We start from the raw sequence: 16,581 nt of genomic DNA on the forward strand, positions 1-16,581 counted from the left end.
CATGAAACAGAAACTTGTCGTGATCGGTGCCGGGATGGCGTCGGGCCGCGTGCTTGAACATCTTACCGAGACCGCGCCGGATGCGTTCGACATCACCCTGTTCAACGCCGAACCGCGCGGAAACTACAACCGCATCATGCTCAGCCCGGTTCTTTCGGGCGATAAGACCTATGAGGACATCGTCACCCATGACGGCAACTGGTACGCGCAGCGGGGCATCGCCTGCCGCTTTGGCGAGCATGTGGTGAAGATCGACCGCGAGATGAAGGTGGTCGAGGGCGAAAACGGCCATGTTCCCTATGACAAGCTGCTGATCGCCACCGGCTCGGCCCCGTTCATAATTCCGGTTCCGGGCAAGGATCTGCCCGGCGTCATCACCTATCGCGATCTGGACGATACCAACGCGATGATTGACGCGGCCGCCAAGGGTGGCAACGCGGTGGTTATCGGCGGCGGGCTTCTGGGGCTCGAGGCCGCGGCAGGGCTGGCCGAGCGCGGCATGACCGTCACCGTGGTGCACCTGATGGGCCACCTGATGGAACGACAGCTGGACGAGGCCGCCGGATACCTGCTGCGCAAGGATCTGGAACGCCGTGGGATTACCGTGCGGACCCAGGCCTCGACCAAGGCCATTCTGGGCGAGGGTCGCGCCGAGGCGGTGCTGCTGGAAAGCGGCGAAACGCTGCCCGCCGATCTGGTGGTGATGGCCGTCGGCATCCGCCCCGAAACCCGACTGGCCACCGATGCCGGGCTGGACGTGGCCCGCGGGATCGAGGTGAACGCGCAGATGCAGAGCTCGGACCCGGATGTGCTGGCCGTGGGCGAATGCGTCGAATTCGACGGCCACCTGTTCGGTCTGGTCGCGCCGCTTTACGATCAGGCCAAGGTCGCGGCCAATACCCTGCTTGGCCAGCCGGATGCCTTCGTGGTCAAGGAACTGGCCACCAAGCTGAAGGTCACCGGCTGCGACCTGTTCAGCGCCGGAGACTTCGCTGAGGGCGAAGGACGCGAGGATATCGTGTTCCGCGACCCGGCGCGCGGGGTCTACAAGCGGCTGGTGATCGAAGACGACCGCCTGATCGGCGCGGTCATGTATGGCGACACCGCCGATGGCAGCTGGTTCTTCGGCCTGATCAAGGACGGCACCGACATCGACGAGATGCGCGACACGCTGATCTTTGGCCCGGCCTATCAGGGGGGCGACACCGCGGACCCTCTGTCAGCCGTTGCAGCATTGCCGCCTGAGGCGGAGATTTGCGGCTGCAACGGCGTATGCAAGGGCACCATCGTCGAGGCGATCGCCGCCGGGGCCACCGATCTGGCCGCCGTGCGCGCCGGCACCAAGGCCAGCGCATCCTGCGGGACGTGCACGGGTCTGGTCGAACAGGTCTTGCAGGTCACGCTCGGCGATGAGTTCCAGATGCCGGCGGCGCAACCGATCTGCGGGTGCACCGACCTGACCCATGAGGACGTGCGCCGCTTGATCAAGGCGCAAGAGTTGAAAAGCCAGGCCGCCGTCTGGCAGGAGCTGGGCTGGAAAACGCCCAATGGCTGCCATGTCTGCCGGCCGGCGATCAACTACTACCTGCTGGCCGACTGGCCGCTGGAATACCAGGACGACCCGCAAAGCCGGTTCGTCAACGAACGCAAACACGCCAACATCCAGAAGGACGGCACCTTCAGCGTTGTGCCCCGCATGTGGGGCGGCATCACCAACCCGGCCGAGCTGCGCGCCATCGCCGACGCGGCCGAGAAATACGACGTGCCCACCGTCAAGGTCACCGGCGGTCAGCGCATCGACCTGCTGGGCGTCAAGGGCGAGGACCTGCCCGCGATCTGGGCCGATCTGAACAAGGCCGGCCTGGTCTCGGGGCACGCTTATTCCAAGGGTCTGCGCACGGTCAAGACCTGTGTCGGCACCGATCACTGCCGCTTCGGAACCCAGGACAGCACCGGCCTTGGCATCAAGCTGGAACAGATCCTGTGGGGGTCGTGGACACCGCACAAGCTCAAGCTGGCGGTCTCGGGTTGCCCCCGCAACTGTGCCGAGGCGACCTGCAAGGATATCGGTGTGGTCTGTGTGGACTCGGGCTATCAGATCGGTATCGGCGGGGCGGCCGGGATGGACGTCAAGGAAACCGAGCTGCTGTGCCAAGTCCCGACCGAGGACGAGGCGATCGAGGTTGTGATGGCCGTCACCCAGGCCTATCGCGAGGGCGGTAAGTATCTGGACCGGTTGTACAAATGGCTGGCCAAGGTCGGCATGGACTGGGTCAGGGCCGATGTGGTCGACGACCTCGAAAACCGGCGGGCATTGGTCGAGCGGTTCGAACTGTCGCAGAGCATCTATCGCAAGGACCCCTGGGCCGAGCATGTGCGCGACAAGGCGCCGAGCTATGCCCCGATTGCAGATTTCACCCTGGAGGCCGCGGAATGAGCTGGATCGACATCGGACATATCGACGACGTGCCGCTGCGGGGCGCACGTCTGGTGAAAACCCGTCTTGGCTGCATCGCCATCTTCCGCACGGCCGAGGCCGAACTGTTCGCGGCCAGCAATGCCTGCCCCCACAAGGGCGGCCCCCTGTCCGAAGGCATCGTGCATGGCCAATCGGTGACCTGCCCGCTGCACAACTGGGTGTTCGACCTGAATACGGGTGAGGCCCAAGGCGCGGACGAAGGCCGGATCACCACCTATCCGGTTCGGCTGGAGGCCGGGCGTATCCTGCTGGACGCCCGCGCCGTCACCGAGCGGAGCGCCGCGTGATGGACGGCTCGAACCTGCCCGAGGTCCGTTCCACCTGCGCCTATTGCGGCGTGGGCTGCGGCGTGCTGCTGCGCCCGGACGGGGCCGGCGGTCTGACCGTGCGGGGCGACCCGGACCACCCGGCGAATTTCGGACGGTTGTGTTCCAAGGGCACCGCGCTGGGTGAAACGGTCGGGCTGGACCACCGCCTGCTGACCCCCCGCGCCTTTGGCCGGGACTTGGGCTGGGACGACGCGCTGCAGCTGGTGGCCGACCGGTTCCGCGAAACGATCGCGGCGCATGGTCCCGACAGCGTGGCCTTCTATGTCTCGGGGCAGTTGCTGACCGAGGATTACTACGTGGCCAACAAGCTGATGAAGGGCTTCATCGGATCGGCCAATATCGACACCAATTCCCGGCTGTGCATGGCCTCGACCGTGGCCGGGCACAAGCGGGCCTTTGGCACCGACACCGTGCCCGGCACCTACGAGGATCTGGATCAGGCCGATCTGGTGGTGCTGGTCGGGTCGAACCTGGCGTGGTGCCACCCGGTTCTGTATCAGCGCGTCTTGGCGGCACGGCAGGCGCGCGGCACCCGGATCGTGGTGATCGACCCGCGGCGCACCGCCAGCTGCGATCAGGCCGATCTGCATCTGGCGCTGAACCCGGGCAGCGACGTGGCGCTGTTCAACGGGTTGCTGACCGAGATCGATCGGCGCGGGGCCGTGGACCCGGACTTTGTCAAGCAAACCTCGGGTCTGGAAGCCGCTCTGGAAACGGCCAGAAACGACCAGATCTCGGAAACCGGCCTGCCCGCCGAAACACTCGCCGCTTTTTTCGATCTATGGATCAATACCCCGCGCGTGGTGACGGTCTTCAGCCAGGGAGTGAACCAATCTTCCAGCGGGACTGACAAGGTCAACGCCATTCTGAACTGCCATCTGGCCACCGGTCGGATCGGGCGGCCGGGAATGGGCCCGTTCTCGGTCACCGGCCAACCCAACGCGATGGGTGGGCGCGAAGTGGGTGGTCTGGCCAACACGCTGGCCTGCCATCTGGACATCGAAAACGCCGATCATCGCGCCGCGGTTCAGGCGTATTGGCAATCCCCTGCGATACCGCAGTCTTCGGGGTTGAAGGCCGTGGACATGTTCCGCGCGGTCGAAGATGGGCAGATCAAGGCCCTTTGGATCATCCACACCAACCCGGCGGTAACCATGCCCGAAGCTGGCAGGGTCACCCGCGCAATCGCCGCCTGCCCGTTCACGGTCGTCAGTGATCTGACGTTGCACACCGATACGGCGCGTCTGGCCGACGTTGTGCTGCCTGCCGCCGGGTGGGCCGAAAAGAACGGAACGGTCACGAATTCGGACCGAACCATCAGCCGGCAACGCGCCGTTCTGCAGCCGCCCGGCCAAGCGCGCCCGGATTGGGACATTCTGGCCGAAGTTGGCCGCCGCATGGGATGGAAAACCGCGTTCGACTACGCTTCACCGGCCGAGATATTCCGGGAATACGCCGCCATGTCCCAAATCGCCGCGCGGTTCGGGAAAGACCTCGACATTTCGGGCTTCTCCGACATTGACGAGGCGGGCTATGCCGAATTGGAACCCACCCGCTGGCCATTGGGTCGCAAGCGTGCAGGTGGGAGATTTTTCGGTGACGGACATTTCTTTCATTCCGACGGGAAGGCCCGGATCGTTCCCGTTGCCCATCGGCGTCCAGCAGCCTTGCCCGGACAGCAATATCCCTTTGTAATGAACACCGGACGCACACGGGATCAATGGCACACCATGACCCGGACCGGTCTTTCAGCCCGCCTGTCCGCACATCTGGCCGAGCCGTTTGTGGACATTCATCCCCAGGACGCCGCCCGCGAGGGGATATCCAGCGCAGATCTTGTCGAGGTCACCAGCCGCATTGGGCGTGGTATTTTTCGCGCGCGCATCACCCAAGATGTTCGCATCGGTCACGTCTTTGCTCCCATCCATTGGACTGCGGAAACGGCCCCTTCGGGCCGGGTGGACATGCTGGTTCCCGGCACCACTGATCCGATTTCCGGACAACCTGAAAGCAAGGCCACACCCGTTTCGATCTCGGTCATGCAGGCGGCGTGGTACGCCTTTGCCGTCTCCAGGAGACCCCTGCTGACCCCCTCGGTCGCCTACCGCGCGACGGTCCGAACGGACAACGGTTACAGGACAGAGCTGGCTGATCATGCCCGGATACAGGATTGGGAACAAACCGCCCGCGAATGGTTTGCGCTGGCCGATACGGACGCGGTCACGGCAGGTGATCCGGCCCGAGGGTCTTTCCGCATTGCGTTGTCGCAGGACGGATGCCTGCAAGCGGCACTGTTCGTTTCGCCGCGCCCCCTGCCCTTGATGCGGGACTATCTTGCGACGATGCCGGACATACCACCCGCACAGGTTCTGACCGGCCGCGCCCCCGCAGATGCCAAGGACACCGGACCGATCATCTGCGCCTGTTTTGGCGTCGGGTTAAAGACGATCGTCGACGCGATCTCGTGCGGGAAAGCGATCAGTGTCGACGCTATCGGCGCGGCGTTGAACGCCGGAACAAATTGCGGGTCTTGCCGCCCTGAATTGGGTGCCCTGATCGACCGGTATGCCCCGGATGCCGCCGACAACCTAAGCCTACAGTTGCAGGGAGACGTCGCCTAGGCCGGTCGCATTTCTGTTGACAGGTGATCCCGCGATGGGCAGCATTTTTCCATCGGATCGACAATCAGAGTGACCAAGCCGTGATTGACTGCGCCAAAGACACCCAAGGCCGCCGGGCAACCGGTTGTAACCTCGTCGTCTGACGAGGGACGGATCTTTTGCGCAGTCTCCGGATGCTGAACCAGCATCCCGGAATGATCTGAAACTTCTGCCCATGGCTTCATTTTATGCACAATCACGCTGGGCTTCGGCTGGCCGTCGATATTGGCGGCACCTTTACCGATACCGTTCTGATGGACGGGCAATCCAATATCCTCGCAACGACCAAAACTCCGACGACACCCGACAATCCAACCGCCGGCGCCTTGACTGGTGCAACGCGCGTTCTGGATGACGCCAACGCCAGTTTCTCGCAGGTTTCCGGGTTCATTCACGGCACCACTCTGGCCACCAATGCCCTGATCGAGAGGCGCGGTGCCCCGGTTGCGACAATAACCACCGACGGGTTTCGGGACATACTCGAGATTGGGTATGAACGTCGCTACAGCCAGTATGACATCAATCTAGTCAAGCCCGACCTGCTGGTCCCGCGCGCCCGTGCCTTCACGATCGGCGGGCGAATGGATGCACGTGGTGACGAACTGACACCGCTGGATGTCGCCGGAATGGACGATCTGGTGCGCCAGATTGCGGATAGCGACGCCCAGGCCGTAGCGGTATGCCTGATGCATTCTTATGCCAACCCAAGGCACGAGGTGGCTCTACGGGACCAGTTGCTCAGGGCGCTCCCCGACCTGACCATCTCGCTCTCGCACGAAGTCAGCCCCGAGGCGCGCGAATTTGACCGCCTGTGCACCACCATCGCCAACGCCTATATCCAGCCCCAGATGGCCGGGTATCTGGCCGAGTTCCAGTCCCGCTTCGCCGCAGAGGGGCTGACCTGTCCCATTCTCATGATGACGGCCGGCGGTGGCATGACAACACTAGAAACGGCCGCCCGCTTGCCGATCCGATTGGTCGAATCCGGCCCAGCCGGCGGGGCCATCCTTTCCGCACGGATCGCAGCTGAAACCGGTGCGCGCGCCGTAACCAGCTTTGACATGGGGGGGACGACTGCCAAGCTGTGCCTGATTGATGCTTTCCGCCCGCAGACCGCGCGCAGGTTCGAAATCGCAAGGGCCGCACGCTTCATCAAAGGCTCAGGCATGCCGGTGCGCATCCCCGTGATCGAGATGATCGAAATCGGCGCAGGCGGCGGCTCGATTGCCAGAGTCGACCGGCTGGGTCGCCTGCAGGTTGGCCCCGAAAGTGCCGGCGCACAGCCAGGCCCTGCCGCCTTCGGCAATGGCGGCAGGGCGGCGACCGTGACAGACGCCGATGTGGTGCAGGGCCTGGTCGAACCCGGCCGGTTTGCCGAAGGCCGACTGACGATTGACACGGCAGCCGCCGAACAGGCCATCACAGTTGAAATCGGGAGCGCGCTGGACCTGGCGCCGGACCTGGCCGCACGTGGTCTCAGCGAAATCGTCGACGAAAGCATGGCCGCCGCAGGTCGGATGCACGCGATCGAGTCCGGCAAAGAGTTGGCAACCCGAGTGATGATCGCCTTTGGCGGCAATGGGCCATTGCACGCAACGCGAGTGGCCCGGCGGTGTCAGGTCGACCAAATCGTGATCCCGAAGGACCCGGGCGTGGGGTCAGCGGTCGGATTTCTGTATGCGCCGGTCGCCTTCGAAATCGTCCGGTCGCGCTATGCCACGCTGGACCAGCTGGATCTCGACAGCCTCAACGCCTTTTTTGACGAAATGACAGCCGAGGCGCTGACCGTGGTCCGTGCCGGTGCACCTGAAGCCGAGTTGTCGATCCGCAAACAGGCCTTCATACGTTACCACGGCCAAGGCCACGAGATCGAGATCGCGCTTCCGGATCGGGCACTGGGGCCTGCAGACATCGAAACCCTGCGCCGGGATTTCGAATCCGAGTACAGCCGGTTGTTCCGCCGCGCGGTACCGGGAATGTCGATCGAGATTCTCAACTGGTCTGTCGAGGTCTCGTCGCCAGCCCCTGCCCTCAGCCGGGTTCCTGACGCAGCCCAACAGCGCATGGTGCGCCCGTGCGGCCATCGCCGGATTCTGTGTGATGTCAGGGGGCATTGGTGCGACGCCGGTATCTACGATCGATCCGGGCTTGAACCCGGCGATTGGCTGCGCGGACCGGCGCTGATTACCGAGCCTCAAACCACCACATTCGTCAGCGCGGATTTTCAGGCCAGCGTCGATGGCGGCGGCAATCTCTGGCTCAACGGGATACAGGAGGACGCCGAATGAACACGACGAATACCCGTCTGCAGGTCATGTGGAACCGGCTGCTAGCGGTGGTCGAAGAACAGGGCCAGGCGCTGATCCGCGCCGCCTTTTCTCCGATTGTTCGTGAATGCGGCGACATATCCGCCGGTATTTTTGATGTACGCGGCCGTATGCTGGCCCAGGCCGTTACCGGAACGCCGGGTCATATCAATACGATGGCCGAAGCGGTGAAGACCCTGTGCGGGCGATACTCCCGCTCCGAAATGAAGCCGGGCGACGTTTTTCTGACCAACGATCCTTGGATCGCATCCGGCCATTTGAACGATTTCCTGCTGATGATGCCGGTCTTTCATCGTGGCAATGTGGTTGGGTTTACGGCCTGCACCTCGCATCTGGTCGACCTTGGCGGTTTGGGCATGGGTCCCGAAGGCTCGGATATCTTTGATGAGGGGCTCCGTATCCCGCCGTGCAAACTGGTCGACCAAGGTCAGTTGAACGCGCTGCTGATGGATATCGTCAAAGCCAACTCGCGCGAGCCCATCGCCAATGAGGGCGACATCTACGCATTGATCGCCTGTTGCGAAACAGGCGCAGCGCGTCTGGCCGACATGATGGCCGAGTTTGGCATCGACACTTTGGACAGTCTGGCCGATTACATTATCGAAACCTCGCGCCGTGGCACGATCGAGGCCATCTCGGCGCTGCCAAAGGGTACTTGGCACAATGTGCTGACCGTCGACGGGTACGAGTGTGAGATCGACTTGCGCGCGGCCCTGACCATCAAGGACGACCGGGTTCTGGTGGACTTTTCGGGCACATCGGGCCTGTCGCGCAAAGGCATCAACGTGCCGCTCAATTATGCAACAGCTTACACGGTATTTGCCCTGCGCTGCATCATTGGCCCAGACATCCCCAACAACGCAGGCTCATTGGCGCCATTCCTCGTGACCGGCCCGCCGGATTGCATTCTGAATGCACAACCACCCGCTCCGGTGGCCATGCGCCATACGTTGGGACAGATGACCCCGGATCTGGTCTATGGCTGCCTGTCGCAGGCTCTGCCGGACGCCGTGCCGGCCGAAGGCGCCTCGTGCATGTATGATCTGCCCCTGCGCCACGCTCCCGAGGCGGTTTCGCGTGGCGGCACGCAGTTTGCACTGGAACTGGTGTTCAGCGGCGGAACCGGCGCAAGGCCAAGCCTGGATGGCCTGTCGGCGACGGCCTTCCCCTCAGGTGTTTGGGGCAGCCAGGTCGAGACAACCGAGGCTGTCGCGCCTGTCCTGATCACACGTCGCGAGTTGCGCCAGGACAGCGGTGGCCCCGGTCGCCTCCGCGGCGGATTGGGGCAGGACATCGAAATTCGCTCCTCCACCGGCGAGGATTTCATGCTGTTCCTCTCGGTCGAACGCATCGCAAACCCTGCCAAGGGACGGCACGGCGGACTGGCGGGCGCGCCCGGACGCATCCGTCTCGGCCCCGACGGTGCGGACTTGCCGGGCAAAGGTGAGGTGCGGATTGGCGGCGGCAAAACGCTGATCTTCCAAACTCCGGGCGGCGGCGGATTTGGGCCACCCGGTGAAAGGTCACCCGTGGCTGTTCGACAGGATGTGCGGGACGAGCTTGTGAGCGCCCGGGCCGCACAGCATGTCTATGGGGTAAAGCCATGATCCGTCCCGTTTCCCATGTCGCTGCCATGTCGCCCTACGCGTTGGCCCAGCTGGATCCGCCGGCAGGACAGCGCCTTGTTTCGCTGTCGCAGAACGAAAGCCTGCGCCCGCCAAGCCCCTTGGTCGGACAGGCCGTCGCAGAGGCGGCCGCAAACGGGCACCTCTACCCGGACCCGGACTGGACGGCATTGTGTGCGCGACTGGCCGAGCTTCATGATTTGCCTGAGCAAGGTCTGTTGTGCGGGAACGGGTCGATGGAGTTGATTGCGGGTCTGGCGCAGGCCTTTGCCGGACCAGACGCCGCCGTTCTTGCTCCTGCGAACGCATACCCGTTTTTTCGTACCGTGGCGCAGTTGGCTCGCGCCCGTTTCGACACCGCCGCCGAGGTGGACGGATGCGTATCCGTCGACGCGCTTCTGGCCGCCGTGCAACCAGATACCAGGGTGGTATTTGTAGCCAATCCCGGCAACCCGACAGGCACCCGTATCTCCCGCCGCGATCTGGTGCGGCTTCGGGAAGGGTTGCGGGAAAACACCCTGCTTGTGATCGACGAGGCCTATGGCGAGTTCGCCGATGATCTGAATGAGCCGATGTTCGACCTTGTCGCGCGGGGGGACACGGTCGTTCTTCGAACTCTGTCCAAGGCCTACGGGCTGGCCGGGTTTCGCGTGGGCTGGGGCCTGTTCCCGCCGCAGATCGCCGTCCAGATACGCAAGGTGATGAACCCAAACAACGTGTCGGTGTGCGGACAGGCCGCCGCCTTGGCCGCTCTGAACGATCAGGACTACATGCACGAGACATGTGACCTCACGGCCGAGCTGCGCGACCGGTTCGCCGATCGACTTCGGTCCGCCGGGTTCGTCGTTCCCAAAAGCCATACCAACTTTCTTCTGATCCGCTTTGCAGACCAATCCACCGCGACCGGAGCCGACAAAGCCCTGCGGGAAAAAGGCATTTTCCTGAGACCGCAATCCGGCGCGGGACTTGCCAATTGCCTACGTGCCACCATCGGTCAGACTGCCGACCTCGAACTTATGGCCGCGATTCTGGAACATTGGGCCGAGGAGTTTCAGCCATGACACAGCCAGATTTCCACCCATCCAGAGGCCGGTCCCGTTTCGGCGTTCTCGTGCCGTTCACGAACACCAATCTCGAACCCGACATGACGATGCTGCGGCCCGAGGGCGTTTCACTGCACTTTGCCCGGATGGGCGGCTATGATCAGGAAGAAATACCCGATGCCGCCCAAATGCACGGTCTTGGCGCCGCCGATCTGGATGAGCCGCTCAGGCTTTTGCTCGGTGTCCGGCCGGATGTCATTCTTTATGGGTGTACCTCGGCAACGCTGACCCATGGCCCGGCCTTCGATCGCGAACTTGCCGACCGTATCAGGACGAGCAGCGGGGCGCAGACCGTTACGGCCGCGGGCGCCCTGGTGCATGCGCTGCGTACGCTGGGGGCGACACGCATCGGCTTTGCCTCTCCCTATGTCGCAGACATCAATGACTCGGCAATCCGGTTCCTGGCCGAGACTGGCATTTCAACCGTGTCGCGGTCCGAAGTAGCAGGCCAGCTGGACAACTACGGCCAAGGTTCTCTGACCCCACAGGCAGTATTTGATCTGGGTTTGGCTGCAGACTGCCCCGAGGCCGAGGTGTTGGTTTTGTCCTGTACGGACATGCGCAGTGTGGAAATCATCGACCGGCTTGAAAAAACTGTTGGCAAGCCCGTTGTCACTTCAAATCAGGCGATGGCATTTCAGGCAATGCAAATGGCCGGGATCACCACGCCGCCGGCCGGATTTGGCCGGCTGATGCTGAACCTGCAACGCTGAAGTCGTAGCGCCAGAATGCGCAGTCGTTTCAGCCGCGTCTTTTCGGGGTGTTCAAATCTTAAACGCCCTCAATGCCTTGGATTGCTCGTGCTGGAAATACCCGTTGCGGTCACACAGGTCGTTCAAATCGGATTGCAGTTCCTTGGCCTCCTTCGTTCTACCTTCCTGCGCCAGAACCTGCACTTCGGCCGACAGCAGCCAGGCGACGAAGGCCTCCATCTCCATGTCCCGCGCCAGTTCGAGACCTCGGTTCAGGACCAGCCGGGCATCCGGAAGCTCACCCAAAACCGACTGCACCCGAGCCAGGGGAGCTGCTGCGAAACAGCACAGAACATCGATTCCAGCATCGTCCGATACGCGCAAGGCGCGGCGCAACGCGATGGCAGCGTCGGCCGGTTCATTGCGTTGCCAGCACCAGATCCCCCGCGCGATCAGCGCAAAACTCAGGTCATAGGCCTTGCCGGTTTCTTCGGCGATGGACAGCACCTCGCGGATACCGGCATCCGCTTCGTCAAACCGATGCATCATGCTGTTGGCGTTGGCACGAGTTGCAAGCCCGAGTACCGAAATCGACCCGGTGGTGCCCGCTTCGGCCACACGGAACACCGTCTGGAACAGGTCCGCATGTTGATCAATCGCCGACCGTGCGGCCGCGAAGTTACCGTGAAACCACGCAGCCTGGGCCAGCGCAAAGGCCGCGTTTGCCTGCAGTCGCGGATCTTCGGCGTCGGTTGCGGTCCGCAGCGCGCGCTCAGACACCTCCATCGCTTGCCGCACATCCGCCAGGATCGTGAGCATGATCGCCTGGTCGACCTGAAACGCAACGCGCGCGGATGTGTCCCCCAACGCGTCGGACAAGGCTTCCGCCTCGCGTGAGATGGTCAGGATACGGTTGAAGTTCCCGCTGGCCACCAGCGAAACGCGCAGACCGCGCCGGGCGCGTAGCCCAAGGTCAACAGCCACCTGAGTGCCGGTCCGCTTTTGAACTTGGTCGATGCACCGCAGGGCGTTTTCGAAATATGAGACGGCGGCCTCGAATGAAAACAGCTTGATCGACATCTCGCCGCACCGCGTATAAGCCTCGGCAGCCTCCAGCCATAACTCGCCCTTGTCCGCGTGACGGGCGATGGACTGTGCCACGTCCAGATCGTCGGATGTTCCGCGGCTCAGCAGAGTTTCATAAATCGCACGGTGCAGCCTTGCACGGCGCTGGCGTGGAATACTGCGATACCCGACCTTCTGCACCAACGCATGGCTGAACCGCAGCTGCTGGCCGTCCTGAGATTCCGGCAGTTCAAGAAAACCGCGTTCAACCAAGGTCGAAATCTGGGTTTTGGCGTCGAAGCCCAGCCGTTGAAGCGTGTCGGCCAGAACGCCCCACGTCCACTGCAACCCGCCGACGGCAACCAGCTGCAGAGCTTTGCGGTCCTCGCTTTGCAGGGCATCAATCCGGGATGCGATCAACGGTTGAACTCGGGCGGGGATCTCGATGTCGCCCAGGCTGTCCATCGCTCCGTCCTTGAACCCGGCTTGCGACATGCGGTCCCGCATGTGGTGGGCAAATTCTTCAACGAAAAGCGGTGTGCGGCCGCTCATGGCTTCGATGTATGAGCCCAGCTGACCATCGATGTCGCTCTGGCCCAGCAAGCGCGTGATCAGATCCTTGCAGGCCGCCTCGCCCAGCGGGGCGACCGGAACGACCTTGAGCAAACCCATCGGGTCGTTCGTGAACAGGTTCGCGTTGCGCGAGGTCAGGAGGATCAGAACATTCGTTCCCCGCACCTGACCCAGCAGGTTGTCGATGACGTCCAGAGTGCCCTGGTCGGCCCAATGCAAATCCTCGAACAACAGAAGCAGGGGCTTGTCCTGCTTCATCGACAGAACCAGCCGCGACAGCATCTGGTTCAATTGCCTCCGTCGGCGAGACGGGTCTACAGCCGACAGTGCCGGTTCCATTTGGAAACGGCTGAACAGCGAATACAGGGCCGATCGGGTATGCGCATCGAGGAACTTGGTCCCGCCCAGAACGTCGGACAGCTTTTGGTCCAATTCTGCATCGGATTTGGTGTCCGACAGTCCCAACCGGGCATTGATCACGCGGGTGATCGGCAGATACGCAGCTTCCTGATCCAGCGAAAAGCAGTTGAACTCCAGAACCTGGTGCGCGCCCAGAGGCCAGTTCTCGACCAACTCATGCAGCAGCCGAGATTTGCCAACGCCAGCCGCCCCCAACAACAGAACCGAGTTGCCCTTGCCGTCGCGCGCCAGGTTCCACGCCGCAACAAGCTCGGCCAGTTCCCTTTCGCGTCCGACAAATGGCGAACGTTCGCGGCGCGCCCGCGCCATCCAGCGCGACACCTGTTCTTTGCGGCCGGTGATTTCGAACAGTTTGATCGGACCCGCACCCCCGTCCAGCTCGAGATCGCCCACATGGGTATGGTCGAACAGATCGCCGGCATTCTCCAAAACCTGACCGGAAACCGTGACCACGTTCTTTCTGGCTGCGGCCTCGATCTTGCTGGCGATGTTCATGACCGGTCCTAGAAAGGCCTGCTCTTCCCCGAGGGTGTGTTGCAACTGGCCCACCAGCAATTCGCCGGAATGAACGCCAACCCGCACATCCAACTGCCGATCGTCCAGCTTGCCGATGCGTTCGATGATCCGCTGGGCGCTGGCTATTGCCTTGACCGCGTGATCCTCGTCCGCGTTCGGTGATCCAAAAACCGCGAGCGCTCCATCGCCGGTGAACAATGTCGTTGCGCCGAAATTTTCGCAGATCGACATGATCAGTTCGATGGCAGGGCCCAGATGGCTGACGGCGTCTTCGGGATCCAAACTGCCGATCATCATCGTCGAACGAACAATGTCGGCGAACAGAACCGTGCACATTCTGCGCTCGGTCGGTTCGATCTGGACCTGTTTCCTCATGTTCAAGCGCCCCCCGACTGCCCGAGTACAGTATGTCGCTGATCCCGGCCTTTTTCCAGACACCACGCAAGGGTGGCGCGGACCATCCACGGCATTGATATTGAGTAAAAAAACTATTAACAATTGGCCTTGTATTGCGAAAGGAACAATTATGAGTGACCACCATACTCGGGGTTTGACCCTGGAAGATGTTCAGCAGATCATTGGCCGCGGCATCCTTGACGAGGCCTTTCGAAAAGAATTCATCGACAACCCCGAAGGCGTAGTAAACCGCTTGGGAATCTCGCTCGATCAGGATGGCGAGGCGCGCAAGCTGTTGGCCGCGATTGGGAACGTCTTTTCCGGTGAATCCGACCTGAAGTCGGCGATGCAAGACATCAAGAAAGCCTATGAAGATACGTCCGACGGTGTGATCCGGCCCCGCTGCGCGTAACTTCGCATGAGCGAAAGCGCGACCGTCTCCAGTCAGGACCAAGGCGCAGCCCTGCATCAGCTGTGTCTGGTGTCCATGCCGTTTTCTTCCCTGCAACATCCAGGGCTTGGGATGTCTCTTCTTGCGCAGCTGGCACGGGACAACGGCTTTGCGACGACCGAGAAGTACTTCAGCTTCGACTATGCCGAGGCGATCGGCCTCGATGAGTATTTCATGCTGTCTGATGGCCGCTGCTATCAGGCGCTGCTGGGTGAATGGATATTCAGCGATCTGATCTATCCGCGCAGCGATCTGGACGCGATGGACTACCTGACTACGGTTCTTGGTGACTATGTGTCGGGTGTCGAATGGCTGGCGTTCATGCAAAACGCCATTGCCGCCCGAAAGCAAGCCGGAGCATTCGTCGAACGTTGCGCCGATGCGGTGATGGAACAAAACCCGACCGTGATCGGGATTACGTCTTCGTTCCAACAGGTCATGGCCTCGATCGCACTGGCCCGGGCCGTGCGGAAACGGTCAGCCGACGTGATCATCGTCATGGGCGGCGCAAATTGCGAAGGGCCGCTCGGGCGCGCGCTTTTGCAGGCCCATCCTGAACTGGACGCGGTTTGCATTGGCGAGGGCGACCATGCTTTTCCCGAGTTTTTGAAAGCCCTGGGGCCCAGCAGACCCTTGCCTGTGGTCGAGGGGTTTCTGAACCAAAGCCAATTGGATAACCCGCTGGAGGAGTCTCGACCGCGCCTGACCACGGATCTGAATACGCTGCCCATCCCGGATTTCAACGCTTTCTTTGAACAATTTCAAAGCACTCCGGGGCTATCAAAGCGCCTTGTGCCATCTGCGACGATCGAAACATCGCGCGGCTGCTGGTGGGGCGCGAAACACCATTGCACTTTCTGCGGGCTGAACGGCCAATCGATGACCTACCGGAGCAAGTCCGCCGAGCGGGCTTATGCCGAATTCTGTACGCTTGCCGATCTCTATGGCCCGGATCTTGTCGTGGTCGACAACATTCTGGATCACCGCTACCTCAAGACCCTGATCCCAAAGCTTGCGCAGGATTCCAGACCATTCCTGATGCATTACGAGGTCAAATCGAACCTCTCGCCGACCGTGATCGCCCGTCTGGCTGACGCCGGCGTTCGAAAGATCCAGCCGGGGATCGAGACCTTCGATACTCCGACCCTTGCGCATATGAGAAAAGGGGTCAGCGGAATTCAGAACATCCAGACGCTGAAGCTGTGTGCCGAGGCCGGGGTTTTTGTCGAATGGTGTTTCCTCTACGGGTTTCCCGGAGAAAGCGCAGCAGCCTTTGGACGGATGGCAAAGCTCATTCCGCTGCTGCATCACCTGCAACCACCCGGCTCGATTGGACCGGTGCGAGCGGACCGGTTCAGCCCGTATTTTGAACACCCCGAGGCATTTGGAGTCGAGGTCGAACCAGCGAAGCCGTATTCATTCATATTCGACCTGCCGCCCGAAGAAGTCTGGAATTTCGCCTACCATTTCGACATCGTCGACAACGGTCCAAGCCCGCCAGCGCAACGCGCGGCGTCGACGTTGGATGCGCTTGCCGCATGGCAAAACGAGGCCGGTACGTCAGCCCTCTACGTCGAGGGCGACACGGTGATCGACCTGCGGGCGTCAGGACAAAGAATTGTTCACCAATTGGACGAGACGGCTCGGGCCATCCTTGACCTGAGCCCAGTGATCATAGGCAGGGCGCTTCTTGGCGATCAGGTGTCCGATTTGTACGGGGTGGACGCGTTTGAAGCCGCGATGGACCGCCTTGAGAAGCTTGGGCTGATCTATGTCGAGGACAAATCCGTACTGTCCCTGGCCCTCAGGTCCCCAGGCTTCCAGCGGGCGCCGACCTGGTCCGAGATCCGCAATGCGCCTGAACGTGCTTTCGCCGCTCAATTTCCCTCAGAATTCACAAGTGCACAGGTACCGGGACCACAACCGGCGGCATAAGACCGGACCC

General features: G+C 62.1%; 10 protein-coding genes. 9 read left to right on the forward strand and 1 reads right to left on the reverse strand.

Annotated features, from left to right (window positions below):
• The first annotated feature begins 1 nt into the window (after position 1).
• The 7 genes from nirB (at position 2) to AC2FNZ_RS09950 (ending at position 11,236) form a co-directional block, all read left to right on the forward strand.
• Positions 2-2,437: a nitrite reductase large subunit NirB gene (nirB, locus tag AC2FNZ_RS09920; RefSeq protein ID WP_496840438.1), complete on the forward strand. Its 2,436-nt coding sequence runs from the start codon at positions 2-4 to the stop codon at positions 2,435-2,437.
• Positions 2,434-2,766, forward strand: a complete 333-nt coding sequence (gene nirD, locus AC2FNZ_RS09925; RefSeq protein WP_170365874.1) for a nitrite reductase small subunit NirD — start codon at positions 2,434-2,436, stop codon at positions 2,764-2,766. The genes nirB and nirD overlap by 4 nt, the downstream gene beginning before the upstream one ends.
• Complete coding sequence (locus AC2FNZ_RS09930; RefSeq protein WP_496840439.1) at positions 2,766-5,429, forward strand: molybdopterin-dependent oxidoreductase; 2,664 nt, start codon at positions 2,766-2,768, stop codon at positions 5,427-5,429. The genes nirD and AC2FNZ_RS09930 overlap by 1 nt, the downstream gene beginning before the upstream one ends.
• 227 nt (positions 5,430-5,656) lie before the next feature.
• Positions 5,657-7,756 carry a hydantoinase/oxoprolinase family protein gene (locus AC2FNZ_RS09935; RefSeq protein WP_496840440.1) on the forward strand — a complete coding sequence of 700 codons (2,100 nt, stop codon included), beginning with the start codon at positions 5,657-5,659 and terminating at the stop codon, positions 7,754-7,756.
• The gene (locus AC2FNZ_RS09940) at positions 7,753-9,402 is read left to right on the forward strand and encodes a hydantoinase B/oxoprolinase family protein (protein ID WP_496840442.1); all 1,650 of its coding nucleotides are present in this window, start codon (positions 7,753-7,755) and stop codon (positions 9,400-9,402) included. The genes AC2FNZ_RS09935 and AC2FNZ_RS09940 overlap by 4 nt, the downstream gene beginning before the upstream one ends.
• Positions 9,399-10,481, forward strand: a complete 1,083-nt coding sequence (locus AC2FNZ_RS09945; RefSeq protein ID WP_496840444.1) for a pyridoxal phosphate-dependent aminotransferase — start codon at positions 9,399-9,401, stop codon at positions 10,479-10,481. The genes AC2FNZ_RS09940 and AC2FNZ_RS09945 overlap by 4 nt, the downstream gene beginning before the upstream one ends.
• Entirely contained in the window at positions 10,478-11,236 is a 759-nt protein-coding gene (locus tag AC2FNZ_RS09950; protein ID WP_496840445.1) for a maleate cis-trans isomerase family protein, read from the forward strand. Before AC2FNZ_RS09945 ends, AC2FNZ_RS09950 begins: the two co-directional genes overlap by 4 nt.
• A gap of 51 nt (positions 11,237-11,287) precedes the next feature.
• Here AC2FNZ_RS09950 and AC2FNZ_RS09955 read toward each other — a convergent pair whose 3' ends face one another.
• Entirely contained in the window at positions 11,288-14,164 is a 2,877-nt protein-coding gene (locus tag AC2FNZ_RS09955; protein ID WP_496840446.1) for an ATP-binding protein, read from the reverse strand.
• 151 nt (positions 14,165-14,315) lie between these two features.
• Here AC2FNZ_RS09955 and AC2FNZ_RS09960 point away from each other — a divergent pair, with 151 nt between their 5' ends.
• Positions 14,316-14,597: an Os1348 family NHLP clan protein gene (locus AC2FNZ_RS09960; protein ID WP_170341959.1), complete on the forward strand. Its 282-nt coding sequence runs from the start codon at positions 14,316-14,318 to the stop codon at positions 14,595-14,597.
• A gap of 6 nt (positions 14,598-14,603) precedes the next feature.
• A complete protein-coding gene (locus AC2FNZ_RS09965; RefSeq protein ID WP_496840447.1) occupies positions 14,604-16,571 on the forward strand; it encodes a RiPP maturation radical SAM C-methyltransferase in 1,968 nt (655 codons plus the stop codon).
• The last annotated feature ends 10 nt before the right edge of the window (positions 16,572-16,581 follow it).

Source organism: Ruegeria sp. SAZA006 (assembly GCF_059613465.1).

Bases quoted from the DNA above. Each gene is read 5' to 3' on its own strand.
- AC2FNZ_RS09950 (WP_496840445.1), top strand. From the start codon at position 10,478: ATGACACAGCCAGATTTCCACCCATCCAGAGGCCGGTCCCGTTTCGGC.
- AC2FNZ_RS09960 (WP_170341959.1), top strand. From the start codon at position 14,316: ATGAGTGACCACCATACTCGGGGTTTGACCCTGGAAGATGTTCAGCAG.
- AC2FNZ_RS09935 (WP_496840440.1), top strand. From the start codon at position 5,657: ATGCACAATCACGCTGGGCTTCGGCTGGCCGTCGATATTGGCGGCACC.
- AC2FNZ_RS09965 (WP_496840447.1), top strand. From the start codon at position 14,604: ATGAGCGAAAGCGCGACCGTCTCCAGTCAGGACCAAGGCGCAGCCCTG.
- AC2FNZ_RS09930 (WP_496840439.1), top strand. From the start codon at position 2,766: ATGGACGGCTCGAACCTGCCCGAGGTCCGTTCCACCTGCGCCTATTGC.
- AC2FNZ_RS09940 (WP_496840442.1), top strand. From the start codon at position 7,753: ATGAACACGACGAATACCCGTCTGCAGGTCATGTGGAACCGGCTGCTA.
- nirB (WP_496840438.1), top strand. From the start codon at position 2: ATGAAACAGAAACTTGTCGTGATCGGTGCCGGGATGGCGTCGGGCCGC.
- AC2FNZ_RS09955 (WP_496840446.1), bottom strand. From the start codon at position 14,164: ATGAGGAAACAGGTCCAGATCGAACCGACCGAGCGCAGAATGTGCACG.
- AC2FNZ_RS09945 (WP_496840444.1), top strand. From the start codon at position 9,399: ATGATCCGTCCCGTTTCCCATGTCGCTGCCATGTCGCCCTACGCGTTG.
- nirD (WP_170365874.1), top strand. From the start codon at position 2,434: ATGAGCTGGATCGACATCGGACATATCGACGACGTGCCGCTGCGGGGC.